The organism is Caulobacter sp. P1_D6, assembly GCF_056406095.1.
Genome location: NZ_JBFUAW010000002.1, coordinates 122133 through 138577, shown reverse-complemented (window position 1 = coordinate 138577; position 16445 = coordinate 122133). Strand labels below are relative to the sequence as shown.

At 70.0% G+C, this 16445-nt stretch carries 9 protein-coding genes; 1 reads left to right on the top strand and 8 read right to left on the bottom strand.

The genetic code is table 11. The annotated features are described in order from the left end of the window. The 5 genes from uxaC to AC1DYP_RS01360 all read right to left on the bottom strand — a co-directional run. Nucleotides 1-1379: glucuronate isomerase (gene uxaC, locus AC1DYP_RS01380; protein WP_477044808.1), on the bottom strand; the 1379-nt coding region annotated here is incomplete at its 3' end. A gap of 76 nt (nt 1380-1455) precedes the next feature. After that, nucleotides 1456-3696, bottom strand: coding sequence for a hypothetical protein (locus AC1DYP_RS01375; RefSeq protein WP_477044807.1), 2241 nt, complete (start codon nt 3694-3696; stop codon nt 1456-1458). Continuing rightward, complete coding sequence (locus tag AC1DYP_RS01370) at nt 3693-5333, bottom strand: glycoside hydrolase family 43 protein (RefSeq protein ID WP_477044806.1); 1641 nt, start codon at nt 5331-5333, stop codon at nt 3693-3695. Before AC1DYP_RS01370 ends, AC1DYP_RS01375 begins: the two co-directional genes overlap by 4 nt. 169 nt (nt 5334-5502) lie before the next feature. After that, a complete protein-coding gene (locus AC1DYP_RS01365) occupies nt 5503-8580 on the bottom strand; it encodes a TonB-dependent receptor domain-containing protein (protein ID WP_477044805.1) in 3078 nt (1025 codons plus the stop codon). Between the two features lie 52 nt (nt 8581-8632). After that, complete coding sequence (locus AC1DYP_RS01360) at nt 8633-10183, bottom strand: rhamnogalacturonidase (protein WP_477044804.1); 1551 nt, start codon at nt 10181-10183, stop codon at nt 8633-8635. Between the two features lie 215 nt (nt 10184-10398). Here AC1DYP_RS01360 and AC1DYP_RS01355 point away from each other — a divergent pair, with 215 nt between their 5' ends. Further along, on the top strand, nt 10399-11433 hold the full coding sequence (locus AC1DYP_RS01355) for a LacI family DNA-binding transcriptional regulator (protein WP_477044803.1): 1035 nt from the start codon (nt 10399-10401) through the stop codon (nt 11431-11433). Nucleotides 11434-11439: 6 nt separating this feature from the next. Here the strand turns inward: AC1DYP_RS01355 and AC1DYP_RS01350 are convergent, their stop codons facing one another. The 3 genes from AC1DYP_RS01350 to AC1DYP_RS01340 are packed head-to-tail and all read right to left on the bottom strand — an operon-like array spanning nt 11440 to nt 16163. Further along, nucleotides 11440-14553 carry a TonB-dependent receptor gene (locus tag AC1DYP_RS01350; RefSeq protein WP_477044802.1) on the bottom strand — a complete coding sequence of 1038 codons (3114 nt, stop codon included), beginning with the start codon at nt 14551-14553 and terminating at the stop codon, nt 11440-11442. Continuing rightward, on the bottom strand, nt 14543-15538 hold the full coding sequence (locus AC1DYP_RS01345) for a FecR family protein (RefSeq protein WP_477044801.1): 996 nt from the start codon (nt 15536-15538) through the stop codon (nt 14543-14545). Before AC1DYP_RS01345 ends, AC1DYP_RS01350 begins: the two co-directional genes overlap by 11 nt. Next, nucleotides 15516-16163: an RNA polymerase sigma factor gene (locus tag AC1DYP_RS01340; RefSeq protein WP_477044800.1), complete on the bottom strand. Its 648-nt coding sequence runs from the start codon at nt 16161-16163 to the stop codon at nt 15516-15518. Before AC1DYP_RS01340 ends, AC1DYP_RS01345 begins: the two co-directional genes overlap by 23 nt. Nucleotides 16164-16445 lie beyond the last annotated feature (282 nt).

Sequence of the window (16445 nt, the reverse complement as noted above, 5' to 3'; positions counted from 1 at the left end):
GTCAGGTCGACGATCAGTTCGGCGGCCTCGACCTCGTCCATGCGGTGCTCGGCGACCATGCGGGCCAGGAAGGCGCTGTCGACGCGGCGGGCCACGTCGTGGCGGGCCGGGATCGACAGGAAGGCGCGGGTGTCGTCGTTGAAGCCGACGGTGTTGTAGAAGCCGGCGGTCTCGGTGACCTGCTCGCGGAACCGCATCATGCCCTCGGGGCTGTCGTGGAACCACCAGGACGGACCCAGCTTCAGCACCGGATAGTGGCCGGCCAGCGGGGCCAGCTCGCGGCTGTAGACGGTCTCGTCCAGGGTGAACAGGATGATCGACAGGCGCGGGTCGTTGCCGAACTTGGTCAGCAGGGGCTTGAGCGCATCCACGTACTCGGTGCGCATGGGGATGTCGGCGCCCTTGTCGCGGCCGTGGCTGGCCAGCAGGCCGACATTGTGGTTGCGGTGCGAGCCGGGGTGGATCTGCATGACCAGCCCGTCGTCCAGGCTCATGCGGGCCATCTCGGTCAGCATCTGGGCCCGGAACAGCTCGGCCTTGGCCGGGGTGACCTCGCCCTTCAGCAGGCTGTGGAACAGGGCCTCGGCCTCGACCTCGGAAAGGTCGGCCGTGGCGGCGGTCGGGTGGCCGTGGTCGGAAGACGTCGCCCCGGCTTCGATGAAGGCCGCCCGGCGCAGGCGGTGGCCTTCCAGATAGCCCTTCCAGCTGGTGACGTCCTGGCCGCAGACCTCGCCGAACCGCTCGAAGGCRCGGCYGAAGCGCTCGTCCTCGAAGTCGATGACCGCGTCGGGGCGGTAGGCGGTGATCACATGGCCGCCCCAGCCGCTCTCGCGGATGGCCTTGTGGTGCTCCAGCCGATCCTGCGGGCCCTCGGTGGTGGCCAGGGTCTCGATGTTGAAGCGGTCGAACAGCGCCCGGGGCCGGAAGGCCTCGGTGGCCAGGGCTTCGTTGATGCGGTCGAAATAGTCGTCGGCGTTGTCGGGGCCGAAGAACTGCGTGAAGCCGAACACCTGGCTGAACACGTGGTTGAGCCACATCCACGAGGGCGTGCCGCGGAAGAGATGGAAGTTCTCCGCCAGCTTGCGCCACGCTTCGCGCGGGTCGGTGCTCGGCACGCCGGCCTTGGAGCGGACCTTCAGCGAATCCAGGCTGACGCCTTGGCTGTAGAGCATGCGGAACAGGTAGTGGTCCGGCGCCAGCAGCAGATCAGTGGCGTCCTCGAAGGGCGCGTTGGTCGCGAACCAGGCCGGATCGGTGTGGCCGTGCGGGCTGATGATCGGCAGGCTCTTCACCTGGCCGTACAGCGCCCGCGCGATCTCCCGCGTGCGCCCATCGGCCGGAAACAGGCGGTCGTCGTGAAAAACCAGAGGCCGGGTCATGGGTGTGGTCATGGGAGCAAACCGGGAAAGAGGCGGGGAGGAGGTCGCGACGAAGGGGCGTCGCAAGGAGGCGGATCTAGGGCAGGGGCTTGAGACCCTCCGCGCGGACGGTCCAGCCGGACTTCGGGAACCCCGGGGCGGGGCCTGTTGAGCCATCCCAGCCGCCGGCCATCATGCCGACCGCCAGCAGCAGCGAGCCGTTGGACGGGAAATAGGTCTCGGCGGCGCGCCGATAGCCCGGTCCGTCCGGGCCTGCTCCGGCGGCTGCGCCCGGCGTGAAGGCGATGGCGTGTTCGTCGGCATGGACGCGCGGGGTCATGCCGGTGACGCCCCACTGGTTGTTCTTCAGGTCCTTGAACAGCCAGTCGACCGCGTCCTCCGGCTCGCCCAGGCGGGCGGCGGTCATGGCCACCATCGGGAAGTCCCAGCCCCAGGTCTGACGCAGGTCCCAGTGGTTTTCGGTGGCGCGCAAGGTCCGGCGCATGGTCTCGGGATCGATCCGGTCGCCGCCGATCAAGCCATAGGCCATCAGGAACGACGGATGGTCGCGGTTCTCGCAGGACCCCGTTGCGTGGCCGTCGCAGGCGGGCGAGGCGGCCTGGCGCCAGAGGTCGGGCGAGCTTTCGGTCGCCAGGTAGAGGCCGTCACGCTCGGCCACCTTCGAGATCTTGCCGATGACCTCGTCCCAGCGGGCGTCGCGCGGCAGGCCCCGGCGCTCGCGCCAGGCCTGGGCCGTTTGCAGGCCGCGCCGGAAGTACTCGACCTCGAAGGTCGGATTCACCGTGGTCAGGGGATCGTAGTTCTCCTGCACCGGGATGATCGGCGGGCCCAGCACGTAGCGGCCGGTCGCGGCGTCCCAGCGCGGCCAGGTGGCTAGCAGGCGGGCGGTCTGGTCGACCAGCTCGCCGTAGCGCGCCAGGGTCGCCTGGTCGGGATGGGCCCGGAAGGCCAGCTCGGCCATCAGGATCGGGTGCGGCTGCTGCCACATGATGAAGGGCGAGATCGAGCTGGGGCTGTTGCGGCCCTCGGGCCCCGCCATCTTCGGCCACCAGGCGCCCTCGACCTTGTGCCGGCGGGCCTCGGCCTGGGCCTTGGGCAGGTGGGTCAGGTACCAGGAGAGGCCGCGCTCCAGCTCGGCCGGGCGGCCCCAGGTGGCGAAATGGGCCGAGTGCCAGGGGTGCATTTCCAGGTGGAACTTGCCGTTCCAGCTGTTGGAGAACAGGCCTTCCTCCTGGGGCGGCGTGTCGCCCGCGCCGTTCAGGGCCTGCAGGTACTGCGACAGCACCACCCGGCGCTCCAGCTCGGCCGCGCGCGGATCGGTGCTGCCGGTGAAATCGACGACCCCGCCCTTGGACCAGTAGTCGCGCCAGTGGGCGGTGACGGCGTCGCGGGCCGTGGCGTAGTCGACGGCCGGCGGGGCCTTCGCGGTTCGCGAGAAGCCGACCATCGCCACCAGCCGGTCACCGGCTCCGGGGCGCACCGTGAAGGCGTGGGGGCCGGCGGCCGCGATCGCCGCCCCGGGGGCGTCGATGCTGGAGCCATAGGTCGTGCCGTCCAGCCGGCGCGTCAGGACCAGCCGGCCCGGCGCGCGGCTGACCACGGTGGTCGTGTGGCGCTCGGGATGGGTCCAATCGGACGGGTCGGGGTTCAGGTTCGCCGACACGCCGGGATAGCGCACCGTGACGCCCAGCCGGCCGGCCGCCACCAGGGGCGAGGTGATCTCGACCAGGACGACGTCGCGGTCGGACTGGACGCGGGTCTCCACCGTCACCGGCTGGCCGTCATAGACGAAGGTGCTAGTCAGGGCGCCGGTCCACAGGTCCAGGGTCTGGCGGGTCTGGGACAGGTGGGCGAAGGCGGGCGGTTTGCCCTGGGCGTCGCGCAGGTCCAGGGCGATGCGGCCGAGGGAGAAGTGGTGCGGGTTCTCGCGCAGCCAGGCGTCGGCCGGGTTGGGTTTCTCCAGCCCGCCCTTCATCCAGGCATAGGGCTGGCGGCCGCGCCCGGGCACGTCGACCGGCGTCAGGCCGTCGGCCTCGGTATAGCCCTTGGGGTTGGGGAAGCTGTGCCACGACCACTGGGCCATGGTCAGCAGCGGGGCCAGGGGCGAGTACGGTTCGGGGAAGGTCTGCAGGCCGGTGATGTCGGCGGTGAACCCCAGGCTGCCGTTGCCGACCATCATCGGCGCGTGCGGATCGACGGCGGTCAGGGTCGGGACGTGGCGCGAGACCAGGGCGAGGCGGTCGATCGGCTGGGCGACGGCCAGGCCGGGGGCGACGGCCAGGGCGATGGCGACAGCCAGGGTCCGCAGGCGGATCACGGGTTCACCGCCTTGACCGTCACCCAGTCGAAGTCCGCGACGCCTGGTTTCGCCTGGTTCGGATCGTTGTAGGTGAACAGGGCCGGGCGGGCGCCCTTCCACCAACTGAAGCGCAGCGGGGCCGCCGCGCCCAGGGTGGCGAAGGTCTTGCCCCCGTCCAGGCTGTAGCTGTAGCGCGCGGTCTGGTCGGCGACCTCGACCCGCAGATCCAGGGCCTTGGCCGGCAGGGTCGGACCGGGGGTCTCCGCGCCGGCCGATGAGAAGGTCACGCGCGAGACGCCGTCCCGCCGCGCGACGCCGATCCAGCTGATCCCCTGGCCGAACATCGCCAGGCCGGCGCGCTGGCCGTCGACCAGCCCGCCGGCGTCGATGCGCGCGGTGACGATCGAATGCTCGCTCTGCAGGACCTGGGTCAGGGTGTTGCGGGCGGATACCAGGTTCGGCGCCGGGGCCGAGGTCAGGCGCAGGAAGCCGGGACGTTTCGTCAGGCTCCAGCGGCGATCGTCGGGATTGTGGTTCCACTCCCACTGCGGGCCCAGCATCTTGGCCGAGAACGTGTCGGAAGTCTGGGGCTGGACCGGCGGGAAGCGCCCGCCGACATCCGGCATGGCGTGCCGCGCCACCGGCTGGCCGGCGGTCTCGTCGGGCCCGGCGCCGGGAATCGGCTCGCCCATCACCGGCCAGTCGTCCTTCCAGGACACCGGCTGCAGGTGGACGATCCGGCCATAGGCGCCGGCGCTGTTGAAGTGCACGAACCAGCCCTGGCCGGACGGGGTCTCGACCCAGCCGCCCTGGTGCGGGCCCTTCCAGGCCGTCTTGCCGGGCGCCAGCACCGTGCGGTGCTCGTAGGGGCCCCAGATGTTCCGCGAACGGAGCACGGCCTGCGGGCCGGTCTCGACCCCGCCGATCGGCGCGAAGATGTAGTACCAGCCGTTGCGCTTGTAGAGCTTGGGCCCCTCCAGCACGGGCAGGGCCTTGGCGTCCTCGACGATGACCTTGCCGCCAGGCAGCACCGACTTGCCGTCGGGCGCCATGCGGTGGAGGACCAGGGGCCCGGCTCCGACCTTGCCGTGGACCAGATAGGCCTGGCCGTCGTCGTCCCAGAACGGGCAGGGGTCTTCGAGGCCGGCCTCGGCGATCACCGCCACGGGGGCGCTCCACGGTCCCTCGGGCCTGGTCGCGGTCGACATGAAGACGCCCTCGTAGGGCGTGGCGAAGTAGACGTAGAACCGCCCGTCGTGATGGCGGATCGACGGGGCCCAGACGCCGCCGGCGTAGCGCTGGCCGACCGTGCGCTCGTCGCGCGGCATCCGCGCCCCGGTGTCGTCGGTGGGCACCGGGCCGGGCAGGTCGTACTCCGGCGCGAAGGCCAGCTTGGGCAGCACGTGGCCCAGGATCGTCCAGTGGACCAGGTCCTTGGACTGCAGCACCGGCAGGCCCGGCGAGAAATGGAAGGTCGAGGCGACCATGTAGTAGCTGTCGCCGACCCGGATCACGTCAGGGTCCGAATAGTCGGCGTGCAGGATGGGATTGCGATAGGTCGCGGCGGGTTGCGCGGCCTGGATCGTCGCGGGCGCGCCGGCCCAGCCCAACGCCAGGGCCGAAAGTCCCGTCAGTCCCAGCTGTTTCACGCGCATCGCACAGACCTTGTCAAAGCGGTCGAACTCAAAGGCGGCTTTCGGGCGCGCGCAGGGCGGGGAAGGACCGCCGAACGCGCGCGCCCGCGCCAGGAGGAAGCGTCGAGCGGTTCGGGGTGATCACGCCCGACGCCGCCCGAACAGAAACACACGCTTCCACCAGACATCTCTAGAACTTCAGCTTGCCGCCCAGGAAGAAGGTGGCGCCCAGCACGTCATAGGTGGCCGCATAGGTGTTGGCCGACGGGGACGAGCTGCCCAGGACGGGCGGATCCTTGTCGGCGATGTTGTTGGCGCCGCCGTACACCTGGACGTTCTCGAGGATGTCGTAGCTGAACGACATGTCGAAGTAGTTCTGGGCCGGCAGTTTCGGGTTGGTCAGGGTGTCGAGGCTGGGAACGGTCCCGCCCGCGCGCTTGGGCAGGAGGTACTTGTCGCTCATGACCTCGCCGACATAGCGGTGCCGCAGGCTGAGGGTCAGCGGTCCCGTCCGCCAGGTGACCCGCGTGCCGCCCTTCCATTCGGGGATCGGCTGGCCGCAGGTCGGGCCGTAGGCGCCCGCGCAGTAGTTCTTGATGTTCGGGAAGGCCTGGACCGGCGTCGAGGTGAACTCGTCGGTCCAGGTCCATTCCGTGCCGATCTCGAAGCGGCTGTCCTGGCTGAGGCCTGGAATGCCGAAGTCGGTGCTGAACCGGTAGTTGGCCACGAAGTCGACGCCGGCGGTCTTCAGGCCGCCGGTGTTGGCGTTGGTGATCGTCGCGTAATAGGGCGGCGCGATCTCGCCGGTGATCGGGTTGCGCTTGATCGCCTGGCAGAACTCGCTCGAGGCGTTCTGGACGATGTTGTAGCAGAGGTTCAGCGTGTTGTTCAGACCGCCGCCCAGCGCCGAGATCGCGCCGTCCAGGTCGATGTTGAAGTAGTCGACGCTGATCGCCAGGCCGGGGATGGCCCGCGGCGTGATGACCGCGCCGAACGTGTAGGTGTCGGACTTCTCGATGCCGACGTTCGGATTGCCGCCCTGCAGGTTGCCGATGATGGTGTTGGACTGCACGCCGGGCGTGAAGACCGCCGCGGCCGGCACGCCGGTGGCCACGCAGATGGCGCGGACGGCGGCGGTCTGCTGGGCGGTGGGGGCGCGGCTCGAGCACGGATCGGTGGCCGCGTCGAAGCTCTGGGCCAGGCCGCCGTACAGTTCACCCACGTTCGGCGCGCGGATGGCGTGCTGGAACTGGCCGCGGAAGTTGACGTCCGAGGTCACCTGCCAGGCGCCGCCGACCGAATAGGTCCAGACCCCGCCCACGCCCTTCAGATTGTAGTCCGAGTAGCGGAAGGCGCCGTTGGCGCTGAGGTTCTTGACGAACGGCAGGTCGGCCAGGATCGGCACGCGGGCCTCGCCGTAGACTTCCTTGACGATCGTGCTGCCGCCAGTCGGCAGGCCGGGGTTGAAGCCGACCACGTCGCCCGAGCGCAGGAACTCGTCGGGGGTGTAGCGGGCGGAGTTGTAGCGCCACTCCGTGCCGGCCGAGAAGTCGACCGGGCCGGCCGGCAGGCTGAAGAGTTCGCCCGACAGGCCGGCCGAGGCGACCTGCTGTTCGGCCTCGGTGATGTTGGTGGCCGCGATCGAGATCGCGCTGATCCCGGCCGCCGAGATGTTCTCGCCGAACACGTTGAGCACCGGCGGTGCGCCGCCCACCGAGAGCAGGTTGGCCTGGAAGCGGCTGCGCGAGGCGTTGCCTTCCTGGTGGTCGGTCTCGGAGGTGCGGGCGTAGGTGTAGTAGGCGTCGTAGCTGAGGTTGCGCAGGAAGTTGTCGGAGACGCTGCCCAGGTCGCCGCGCAGGCCGGCCGCCACGCGCCAGACGTTGCGCTCGGCGTTGTTGCGGCGCAGGCCGATCTCGCGGAGGCGGCGCCCGACGTTGATCACGGCCAGGCCGTCGCCGGCCACGGTGGTCCGCGACGCGGTGCCGGTGGTCACTGTCGTGGTCCCTGTCTCCTTCAGGTCCATCTGACGCAGCACCTCCTGCATCGAGGCCGAGAGATAGGGGTTGTTGGTGTTGAGCAGGAACGGGCCGTTGATGTTGGTCGGCGCCAGCTGCATGTCGACGACGTTGTTGCTGAAGTGGCCTTCCAGATAGCCGGTGACCTTGCTGTTGAAGTCGTAGTGACTGAAGGCGTTCATCATCCAGCGCTTCTGCGGGATGATCAGGTAGTTGTCGGGGCCGAGGTTGAAGTCGTCCTGCGGGGTGAGGGCGGGGCGGGCCGTCGTTCCGGCCTTGTCGAAGGTGAAGCCGCGCGAGCCCATCGCGCCCAGGCCCGCGGCGATAAGCGCCGCGTCCAGGCCCGGGGTCGAGCCCGCGCCGCCGACGCTGGGCACGCCGGTGAAGCGGCCGTTGGGGATGTCGCCGCTGCCGCCGGCGATCAGGCCCATGCGGCCGCCGGCCGCCGAGCAGGTCGAGCCGCCCGGAACGGCCAGCGGAATGCCGGCCTTGCTCTTGCTGAACGAGGCGGAGGTGACGCAGCCGTCGGACAGCGAGTCATAGGTCCAGTCCCCACGCATCCCGCGCGAGATGGCGCCGCGATCCAGGTAGTTGACCGAGACGACCGCGTTGCCGCGACCCTCGGCGAAGTTGCCGCCGACCGTCAGATCGAGATTGTAGGTGGGGGTGGTGGTGTGGCTGTCCCAGTTGGTCTGGCCGTTGATCTCCACGCCTTCGAAGTCGTCGCGCATGATGAAGTTGACGACACCGGTGATGGCGTCCGAGCCGTAGACCGCCGACGAGCCGCCGGTCACCACTTCGGTCTGGCGGATCAGCGAGACGGGGATGGTGTTGATGTCGGTGGTCTGGTCGGCCCCGGCGATGGCGAAGCGTCGGCCGTTGACCAGCACCAGGTTCCGCTGGGCGCCGAAGCCGCGCAGGTTCAGCGTGGCGGTGCCGCCGGGCACGGTGTTGGCCGTCTGGCCGTTGTTCTGCGACCCCACGAACTGCGGCGAGGCGCCCAGCAGCTGTTCGGCGTTCACGGTGCCGGAGAGCTTGAACTCCTCGGCGCTGACGACCGCCACCGGCGTCGGGGCGCTGAAGCCTCGCGAGGCCAGGCGCGAGCCGGTCACGACCACGGTCTCGACCGTCGAGGCCTCGTTGCCCGACGCCGCCGGGGGCGCGGTTTGAGCTTGTGCCAGCGCTGGCACAAGCAGCAAAGCCGCGGCCAGTACGGCGGGCGAAGCCGCGCCGAAGTAGTGCTTGGTGTTCATGTCGTTCCCTCCTGAGGCGGCTCTTTGGGCCGCTCGTTGCGCGCAGTGAGTTTTAGAAAGTCTGGCTGACCGTCCCGTCGAAGCGACGGTCCTCGAGCCAGCGGCTGCCGAAGCTCCGGAAGCCCGTGACCTGGTCCAGCATGAAGGTGGACGGAGCCTTGGGCAGGCGGAGTCGGAAGAGGTCGATGTCCTGGACGTCCCGCATCCAGAAGGCGGGCCGGGCGTCCGCCGCCTCGGTCACGATCTCGATGTTGCTCATCTCGATGTTGCGGGCGTGGCGGATGAAGAAGCCGGTGGCGGGCAGGTCTCCGAACATGTCCGGATCCGGATAGGCCTTGTCGGCCTCGGGCGGCTGTCGCCTGGCCAACTCGGCCGAGCCGCCGCCCAGTTGGTGGAAGTAGACGTCGCTGATCTTGACGTCCTCGACAGGGTGGCCGGCCACGCCCGCGATGATCGACGGCTGCGGCGTGGCGCCGTGGCTGACGATGTTCTGGATCGTGATGCGCCGCAGCTTGCCCACCGGGATCCCGGCCGGGCCGCGCATGCGGCTGCCCAGGCGCAGGAACAGGGGCGGGAAGCCCAGGCCGCGCATGGTGATGTTGCTGATGGCGATGTCTTCGGTCAGCGCCCCGTCCATCGTCTCCAGCGCGATGCCGTAGCAATGGTCGAACACGCAGTTGGTGATCGTGACGTTCTTGAAGCCGCCGTTCGACTCCGTGCCCAGCTTGATGCGGCCATAGCCGTGGAAGCCCGGCGGCATGGTCTTCCACGTGCCGTCGATCACCGAGCCCATCTCGTAGTTGCCGGTCAGCAGGCAGTCGGAGATCGTCAGGTTCTCGGTCGGCCGCGCATAGCCCAGGGCGAATGAGCTCTTGGGGCAGATGCCGTCGTCCCACGGCGAGTTGATCGTGCAGTTGGTGACTCGCACGTTGCGGCAGCAATCGATGTCCAGGCCGTCGCGGTTGGTGTCGACGATCAGACTATCGATAATCAGATTGTCGACGCCGGTGGCCAGCAGGGCGAACCAGCCGCCTTGCAGGACCTTGAAGTCGCGGAGCAGCACGTTGCGGCAGTTCTTCAGGGCGATGGCCTTGTCGCCGACTCCGGGGCCGCTGACGTCCGGCGGATCGTCGGGGAAGCGGTGGCCGCGGGTCAGGCCCTTGCCCCAGATCAGGCCGGTCCCGACGATGGCGATGTCGTGCAGGCCCTCGCCGAAGATCAGGCTGTTGGTCCAGTGGCTGTGGCCGTAGTCCTGATAGGCGTTGCCGGCGCCCGCGCCCGGGTCGTCATAGCCGTTCGGCGCCACGCCGGTCGGGGCGGCGGCCAACAGGATCGCGCCTTCGCCCAGGTGCAGGGTGACCTGGCTCTTCAGGCGCAGGGTGTAGCAGGCGTAGGTCCCGGGCGGGAAATGCACCACCCCGCCGCCGTGCGACGCGGCGGCGTCGATGGCCTTGTTGATGGCGGGGGAGTCGATGGCCGCGCCGTCGCCGACGGCGCCGAAATCACGGATGTTGAACCAGTGGGCCGTCGGGTCGGTCGGCTTGGGCTGGGCGCTCGCGGAGCCGGCGGACAGCGCCGACGCGCCGGCCAGACCCGCGAACACGAGGCCTCTTCGATCCAGTCTCATCCTGAGCGCCCCCTCTTGAAAGCCTGTCTTCCGCAGGCCCGTTGCAGGCAGGAAACATTCGGCGACCAAGGGTGTCAAATGAAATTGGTACCGGTAGCATTCAATTTGCCAGCGCTGGCACGACAGATGCTAGCGCTGGCAACGCTGTCACAGGCGCGCTATGTCATATCGTGGGAAACGGGAGGGTTTCGGTGGCTCAAGGCGAAATCGGCGCGGCGCTGTCGGTGACGATCGACGACGTGGCCCTGGCGGCGGGCGTTTCGATTCGCACCGTGTCGCGGGTCCTCAACAAGGCCCCCAATGTCGGCGACGAGACCCGCAAGACGGTCCTGGAGACCATCGCGCGGCTCGGCTACAGCCCCAGCATCCGCGCCCGCGCCCTGGCCTCGGGACGCTCGTTCCTGATCGCGGTGGTGCAGGACGATCCCAACGCCCACGTGATCAGCGCCCTGCAGCGCGGCATCGTCGAGACCTGCTCGCGGCACGGCTATGAACTGGTGGTCCACCCCGTGCGGTTCGGCGACCCCGAGGTCGCGGCCGACGTCGAAAGCTTCGTGCGGCGCTCGCGGGTGGACGGGCTGATCGTCCTGCCGCCCACCTCCGAAATCGCCGCGATCCCCGCGCGCCTGACCCAGCTGGGCGTACCGTCGGTGGGCATCGCCTCGGTGTCGCTGCCGGAATATCCCTGCATGCTGGTCAGCGACGAGCGGGCCGCGACGTTCGAGCTGGGCCGGCGCCTGGTCGAGCTGGGCCACCGCCGGATCGCCCTGATCGAGGGGCCGCCCCACTTCCGCTCGGCCCAGGAGCGCAAGGCCGGCTTCCTGGCGGCGCTGCCCGAGCCGATGCCGCAGGCCTACCTCCAGAAGGGCGACTACGGGTTCGAGAGCGGCCTGGCCGCCGCCGAGGCGCTGCTGTCCCTCGACCAGCCGCCGACCGCGATCTTCGCCTGCAACGACATCATGGCCGCCGCCGTGCTCAAGGCGGCCCGCGAGCGCGGCGTCCAGGTGCCGGACCAGCTGTCGGTGGCCGGGTTCGACGGCAGCGATCTCGCCGCGATGATCACTCCGGCCCTGACGACGATCCGCCGTCCGCTGACCGAGATGGCCCGGCTGGCGACCGAGACGCTGCTGGCCATGATCGAAGACCGGACCGCCGCCCAGCCCCACAGGCCGATCGGCTTGGACCTGATCCAGCGGCAGTCCATGGGCGCGGCCCCGAAGGCTTGAGGCCGGCTAGAACCGCATCTCCAGGCCGAGACGGAACTCCCGGCCGGTGTGGTGCTGGTAGTTGGCCAGGTCGCTGGTGTCGGAGAACTGGCGACTGGCCGTGTTCAGCAGGTTGCCGCCCGCCGCGGTCACCCACCATCCGGGCGCGACCCGATAGCGGGCCGAGAGGTCCAGGTTGGTGTAGGCGTTGACGCCGTCGACGTCGGCGCCGGTCGGGGCGGGGATGGCGGTCAGATAGCGGCCGCGATGCGACAGGGTCGCGCGCACGTCCAGGCCGTTGCGGCGATAGGCGGTGGTGATCGTTCCCACGATGCGGGGCGAGCCCAGGCTGTCGTGGGCGATGAACGGCTCGCCCTGCAGGTTCCAGAACCGCATGCGCGAGCGGCTGTAGGTCACGCCGGCGCGGACGTTCCAGCCCCGCAAGGCCGGCGAGGCCAGGTCCAATGGCGCCTGCAGCGCCAGTTCCAGCCCGTCCAGATGACCCCCGCCTTCGTCGGTCCGTGTCAGAAACTGCCAGATCGGCAGGTCCGGCGCGCATCCCGGCAGGCGCCCGCACGCCGCCGTCGCCACGCTGTCGGGCAGGCCGAACGGATTGGCCGAGAACACCGAAGGCGCGGTGGCGGTGACCTGGACGGCGGAATGGATGGTCTTGTGGAAGAACGCGGCCGACAGGACCGCGCCGGGGGCGAAGTACCACTCGACGGCGGTATCCAGGGTGTCGGCTCGCGCGGGACGCAGGAACGCATCGCCCGCCGAAACGGCCCGCAGGCCGCCGGTCGAGACGTTGACGCCGGGACGCAGGCTGCGCAGGTCGGGCCGCGCCATCACCCGCGCGGCGGCGAACCGCAGCACCAGGTCGTCGCGCGGCTCGAAGGCCAGGTTCAACGAGGGCAGCAGATCGTCATAATCCCGGGTCGCCGAGATCGGGGCCACGAACCCCGGCGCGTCCGGATCGGTGGTGAAGCCCCGCGACGCCTGGCGGGTGTGGGCGTAGCGCAAGCCGAAATCGCCGCGCGGCGACCAAGGCGCGGACAGCGTGAAGGCCGCCTGCAGATAGGCGGAAGTATCGTGTTCCTCGACCGCGTAGTTGAGGCCCAGAAGCGGTTCGGGGCCCAGCTCCAGCGTCTCGCAGGCGCTGGACCAGCAGGCGGCCCGGAAAAGGGCGGCGGCGGTGGCGACGTCGGGCGCCAGCCAGGCGTCGGGCGTGCCGGCGGCGGTGGTGAAGCGATTGGACCAGGCCTGGCGCAGATAGGCGGAAGGCGCGATCGCCGCGAGGGCGGCCGGGATGTCGGCGTTGAGGTTGGCGATCGAGCCGTCCGACCGCGCCATGGCGACAGCGTCGGTACGGTAGATCTTGTGCTGCATCCCGCCGCGCAGGGTCAGGCTGTCCCACGGCGTCCATTCCAGGTCGAGGCCGGCGGTCTTGAAGCTGTTGTCGACCCAGTTGGGTTCGGACCGAAGCTCGGCCAGGGTCCAGTTCGCCGGGCTGGCCAAGTCGGCCGAACCGAAGTCGATCAGCGGCCGCCGACGATCGCTGAAGTCGTAGGCGAAGCCCTGGACGTCGTACTGGTCCAGTTGGGCGGTGGTCTGCAGCGGATTGCTGAAATCGGAGCGGCTGTAGCCCGCCAGGGCCTTCAGCGTCAGCCGATCCGAAAGACGCTGGCTGACCGACAGGGTGGTCTGGCGGAAAATGGTCTCGAGCCGGTCGAACCGCGACTCCGTGCGGACGTCGACATTGTCGAACCTCCCGGCGATCAACACCGGCAGGCCCGGCCTGGGCGTGATGATCGTGGCGTTGTTCACCCGCACGGCGGCCAGGCCGCAGTCGGGATTGATCGGCGCGCGACAGGCTCCCGCCGTGCGGAAGGTGAAGCTCTCCAGCAGGTCCTCGCGTCGCTCCGAGGACAGTTCGGAATAGAGGACGTCCAGCGCGACGTCGGTGCGCTCGGACGGTCGCCATTTCAGGCTGCCGGTCAGGCCCAGGCGCTTCTGCTCAATGCGGAACGCTTCCAGACGGGGGATGCGAGGGTGCAGGGCGGCGTTCAGCGTCGCCAGGTCCGGCCCGCCCGGGGCGGCGCTTCCGAAGCCGGGATAGACCGTGGCGCCGGCTTGCCACTGCCCGGCGTTGGTGCCGACATCGTCGACCATCCGCTCCGAATAGGCGCCCGAGATCAGCACCCCGAACCGATCGTCCTGGGTGCGGCGCGACAGGATCGCCGAGACGCGCGGGACCGCCTTGCGGCTTCCGAAACTGTAGGCGCCCTCGACCGTCAGCTGGACCCTGGAGCGCGGGCCGTCCAGGGGCGAGCGGGTCTGCAGGTCGACGGTCGCGCCTAGGGAGCCCTCGTCGATATCGGCCGACGGGGTCTTCTGCACGCGGATCTGGTTGAAGAGGTCGGCCGCGAAGACGTTGAAGTCGAAGGCCCGGCCGCGATTGGTTCCGCCGCCGGCGTTCGAGCCGCCGAATGTCGCCAGGGTCTCCATGCCGTTGATGCGCACGCGGGTGAACTCGCTGCCGACCCCGCGCACGCTGACCTGCCGGCCCTCGCCGCCGTCGCTGGTCACGGCCACGCCGGGCAGCTGCTGCATGGCGCTGCCCAAGCCTGGATCGGCCAGGCTGCGCAGATCGTCGCCCAACAGGATGTCGCTGCTCTCGGCGGACAGGCGCTTCATCCGCAGGGCCTCGCTGCCGGTGTCGCGCGCGACGACCTGGACCGTGCTCAAGGCAGCGGGCTCGCTGTCCTCCGGGGGCAGGAGCCGGGGGCGGGGCGGGGCGATCGCGGGGAGGGGCGCGGGCGCCCGGATGCTGATGACCCCGTCGGCGCTGACCGACAGGTCCAGGCCCGAGCCGCGCAGCAGGCGCCGCACCGCCTCGGCCGGTTCCAGGCGGCCGCGCACCGCCGGGGCCGTTCGTCCCCGGACCAGGCCGGCCGGCGCGATGATGATCGCCCCCGTCTGGCGCGACAGGGCCAGCAGGGCGGTCGAAAGAGGTTGGGCGGGCAGATCGACGACCCGGGTCGGCGCGGCTTGGACCACCGTCGGCGTCAGGCCGGGGACCAGCGTCGCCGCAACGGTGACCAGGCCAAGACCGCGCGCGCCGACGCGGGTCTTACCGGGCATGAGGCTCCGGCGCGCGTTTCGGATCGGCGGCGACGAGGATCCGGCCGCCGCGGCCGTCCAAGGTCAGGCGCACGGGCAGCACGCGCGGCAGCTCGGCGACGAAGCGGTCGGCCTGGGCGACGTCGAAGGCGGCYGTGACCTTCAGACGGCCCGTGGCGGCGGAATCGATCGTCAGCGGGCGCTGGCTGTAGCGGTTGAGATCGGCGACGACCTCGGCAAGGGGCGCGTCGTCATAGGCCAGGCGGCCTTGGCGCCAGCCGCCCGCCAGGTCCGACCGGGCCAGCACGCCGACGCTCAGGCCGCGCGCGTCGGCGACCGCCGTCTGGCCGGCCCGCAGGGTGACCGCGCGATCCCGGCCGCCGTCCGAGACCTGGACCACGCCCTGCTCGACCTCGACCCGGACGTCCTGGTCGGCGCCGTGATGGACGTTGAAGCGCGTGCCGATCACCCGGACCATCGCGTCGCCGGCCTGGACCGTGAACGGATGGCCCTCCTGGTGGGCGACGACGAAGAAGGCTTCGCCGCGTTCCAGCGACAGGGCGCGCGGACGCCAGCGCGAGGCGGCCTTCAGGCGCGAGGCCGGGGCCAGGGTGACTTGGCTGCCGTCGCTCAGGGCGATCTGGCGGGTTTCGCCCGGTTGGGTCTCGTAGGTCGGGGCGGGGAGGGCGAAGACGGCGATCGCCAGGCAGGCCGCCAGCAGTCCGCCGGCCGCCATGGCCGGGGCGCGCCACTGCCTAGCCTGGGGCACGGCCGGGCGCGCGATCGGACGCCCGACGGGCTCGGCGAGCGGCGAGGCGCTCAGCCCGCCCAGCATCAGGACCACGCCCTCGGCCTGTTCATAGGCGCGACGGTGCTGCGGGTCGGCGTCCAGCCACGCGCCCAGCAGCCGCGACCGCTCGGGCGGGAAGTCCTCGCCCACCACCGCCAGGGCCCAGGCGCGGGCGGTCTGGCCGATCGGCGAGTCAGGATCGACGGCTTCGTTCACGCGACAGTCCTCGATAATCGGCGGTTCCATGGATCAGGGCGCGCTGGCAGACGGCCAGCGCTTCCTCGACGGTCTTGCGGACGAGCGATTGCGAGACGCCGAAGCGTTCGGCGATCGCCACGAAGCTCTGGCCTTCCAGCCGGTTGGCCAGCAGGTATTGACGGTGCCGGTCGGGCAGGCCCTGCACGACCTGTTCGAGCAGGCCCATCTGCTGCTTGGCGATCAGGGTGCGCTCCAGGTCGGGCGTCTCCTCGCTGTCGATCGCCAGCAGCGGCGCCGAGGCGTCGAGAGTGCGGCTGACCCGCGCCATGCTGCGGCGTTCGTCCAGCATCAGGTTGATCGCCACGCGGAACACGAAGGCCCGGGGGCTTTCGAGCCGCTCGGCGCCTTCCATCTCGCCCAACTTGAAGAAGGCCTGCTGGGCCACGTCCTCCGGGTCGGGCGGCCCCGGGCCGAACCGCGCGCGCAGGAAAGCGCACAGGTCGCGCCATTCGCGGGCGTAGGTCGCCGAGTAGGACGGGCGGTCGCGCCACCGGCCTCTCCCGGCGCCGTTCGACCCCGCGACATCCGGCCCGACGCTGCTTGGCCTGACGATTCGAAGCTTGGGCGTCTTCGCCTCGAACACCGGTGCTCCCCAGTCACGTCGGTCTTTTTCTTGAGGCCGCGACGATGAGAGGGAACGGGTCCGCGATCAACCGAAACTGAAAAAAATGCGGGGGAGGCGAACTTTCTTGTGCGGATCGGCATGTCGAAATCGTCGTTTCTTGCATGTCCGAGAAGGGGAATAATATTCGTCATTTTTCCCATGATACCGCTAACTTTTCCTCTTTTCTCCAGGTTATTGCCGTGTCTATCCTAATGACACCGGTGACATAAGGCCGGGTGAAAAGGCGGCTCTCGAACCGCC

Bases quoted from the DNA above. Each gene is read 5' to 3' on its own strand.
- AC1DYP_RS01370 (WP_477044806.1), bottom strand. From the start codon at position 5,333: ATGCGCGTGAAACAGCTGGGACTGACGGGACTTTCGGCCCTGGCGTTG.
- AC1DYP_RS01350 (WP_477044802.1), bottom strand. From the start codon at position 14,553: ATGCCCGGTAAGACCCGCGTCGGCGCGCGCGGTCTTGGCCTGGTCACC.
- AC1DYP_RS01365 (WP_477044805.1), bottom strand. From the start codon at position 8,580: ATGAACACCAAGCACTACTTCGGCGCGGCTTCGCCCGCCGTACTGGCC.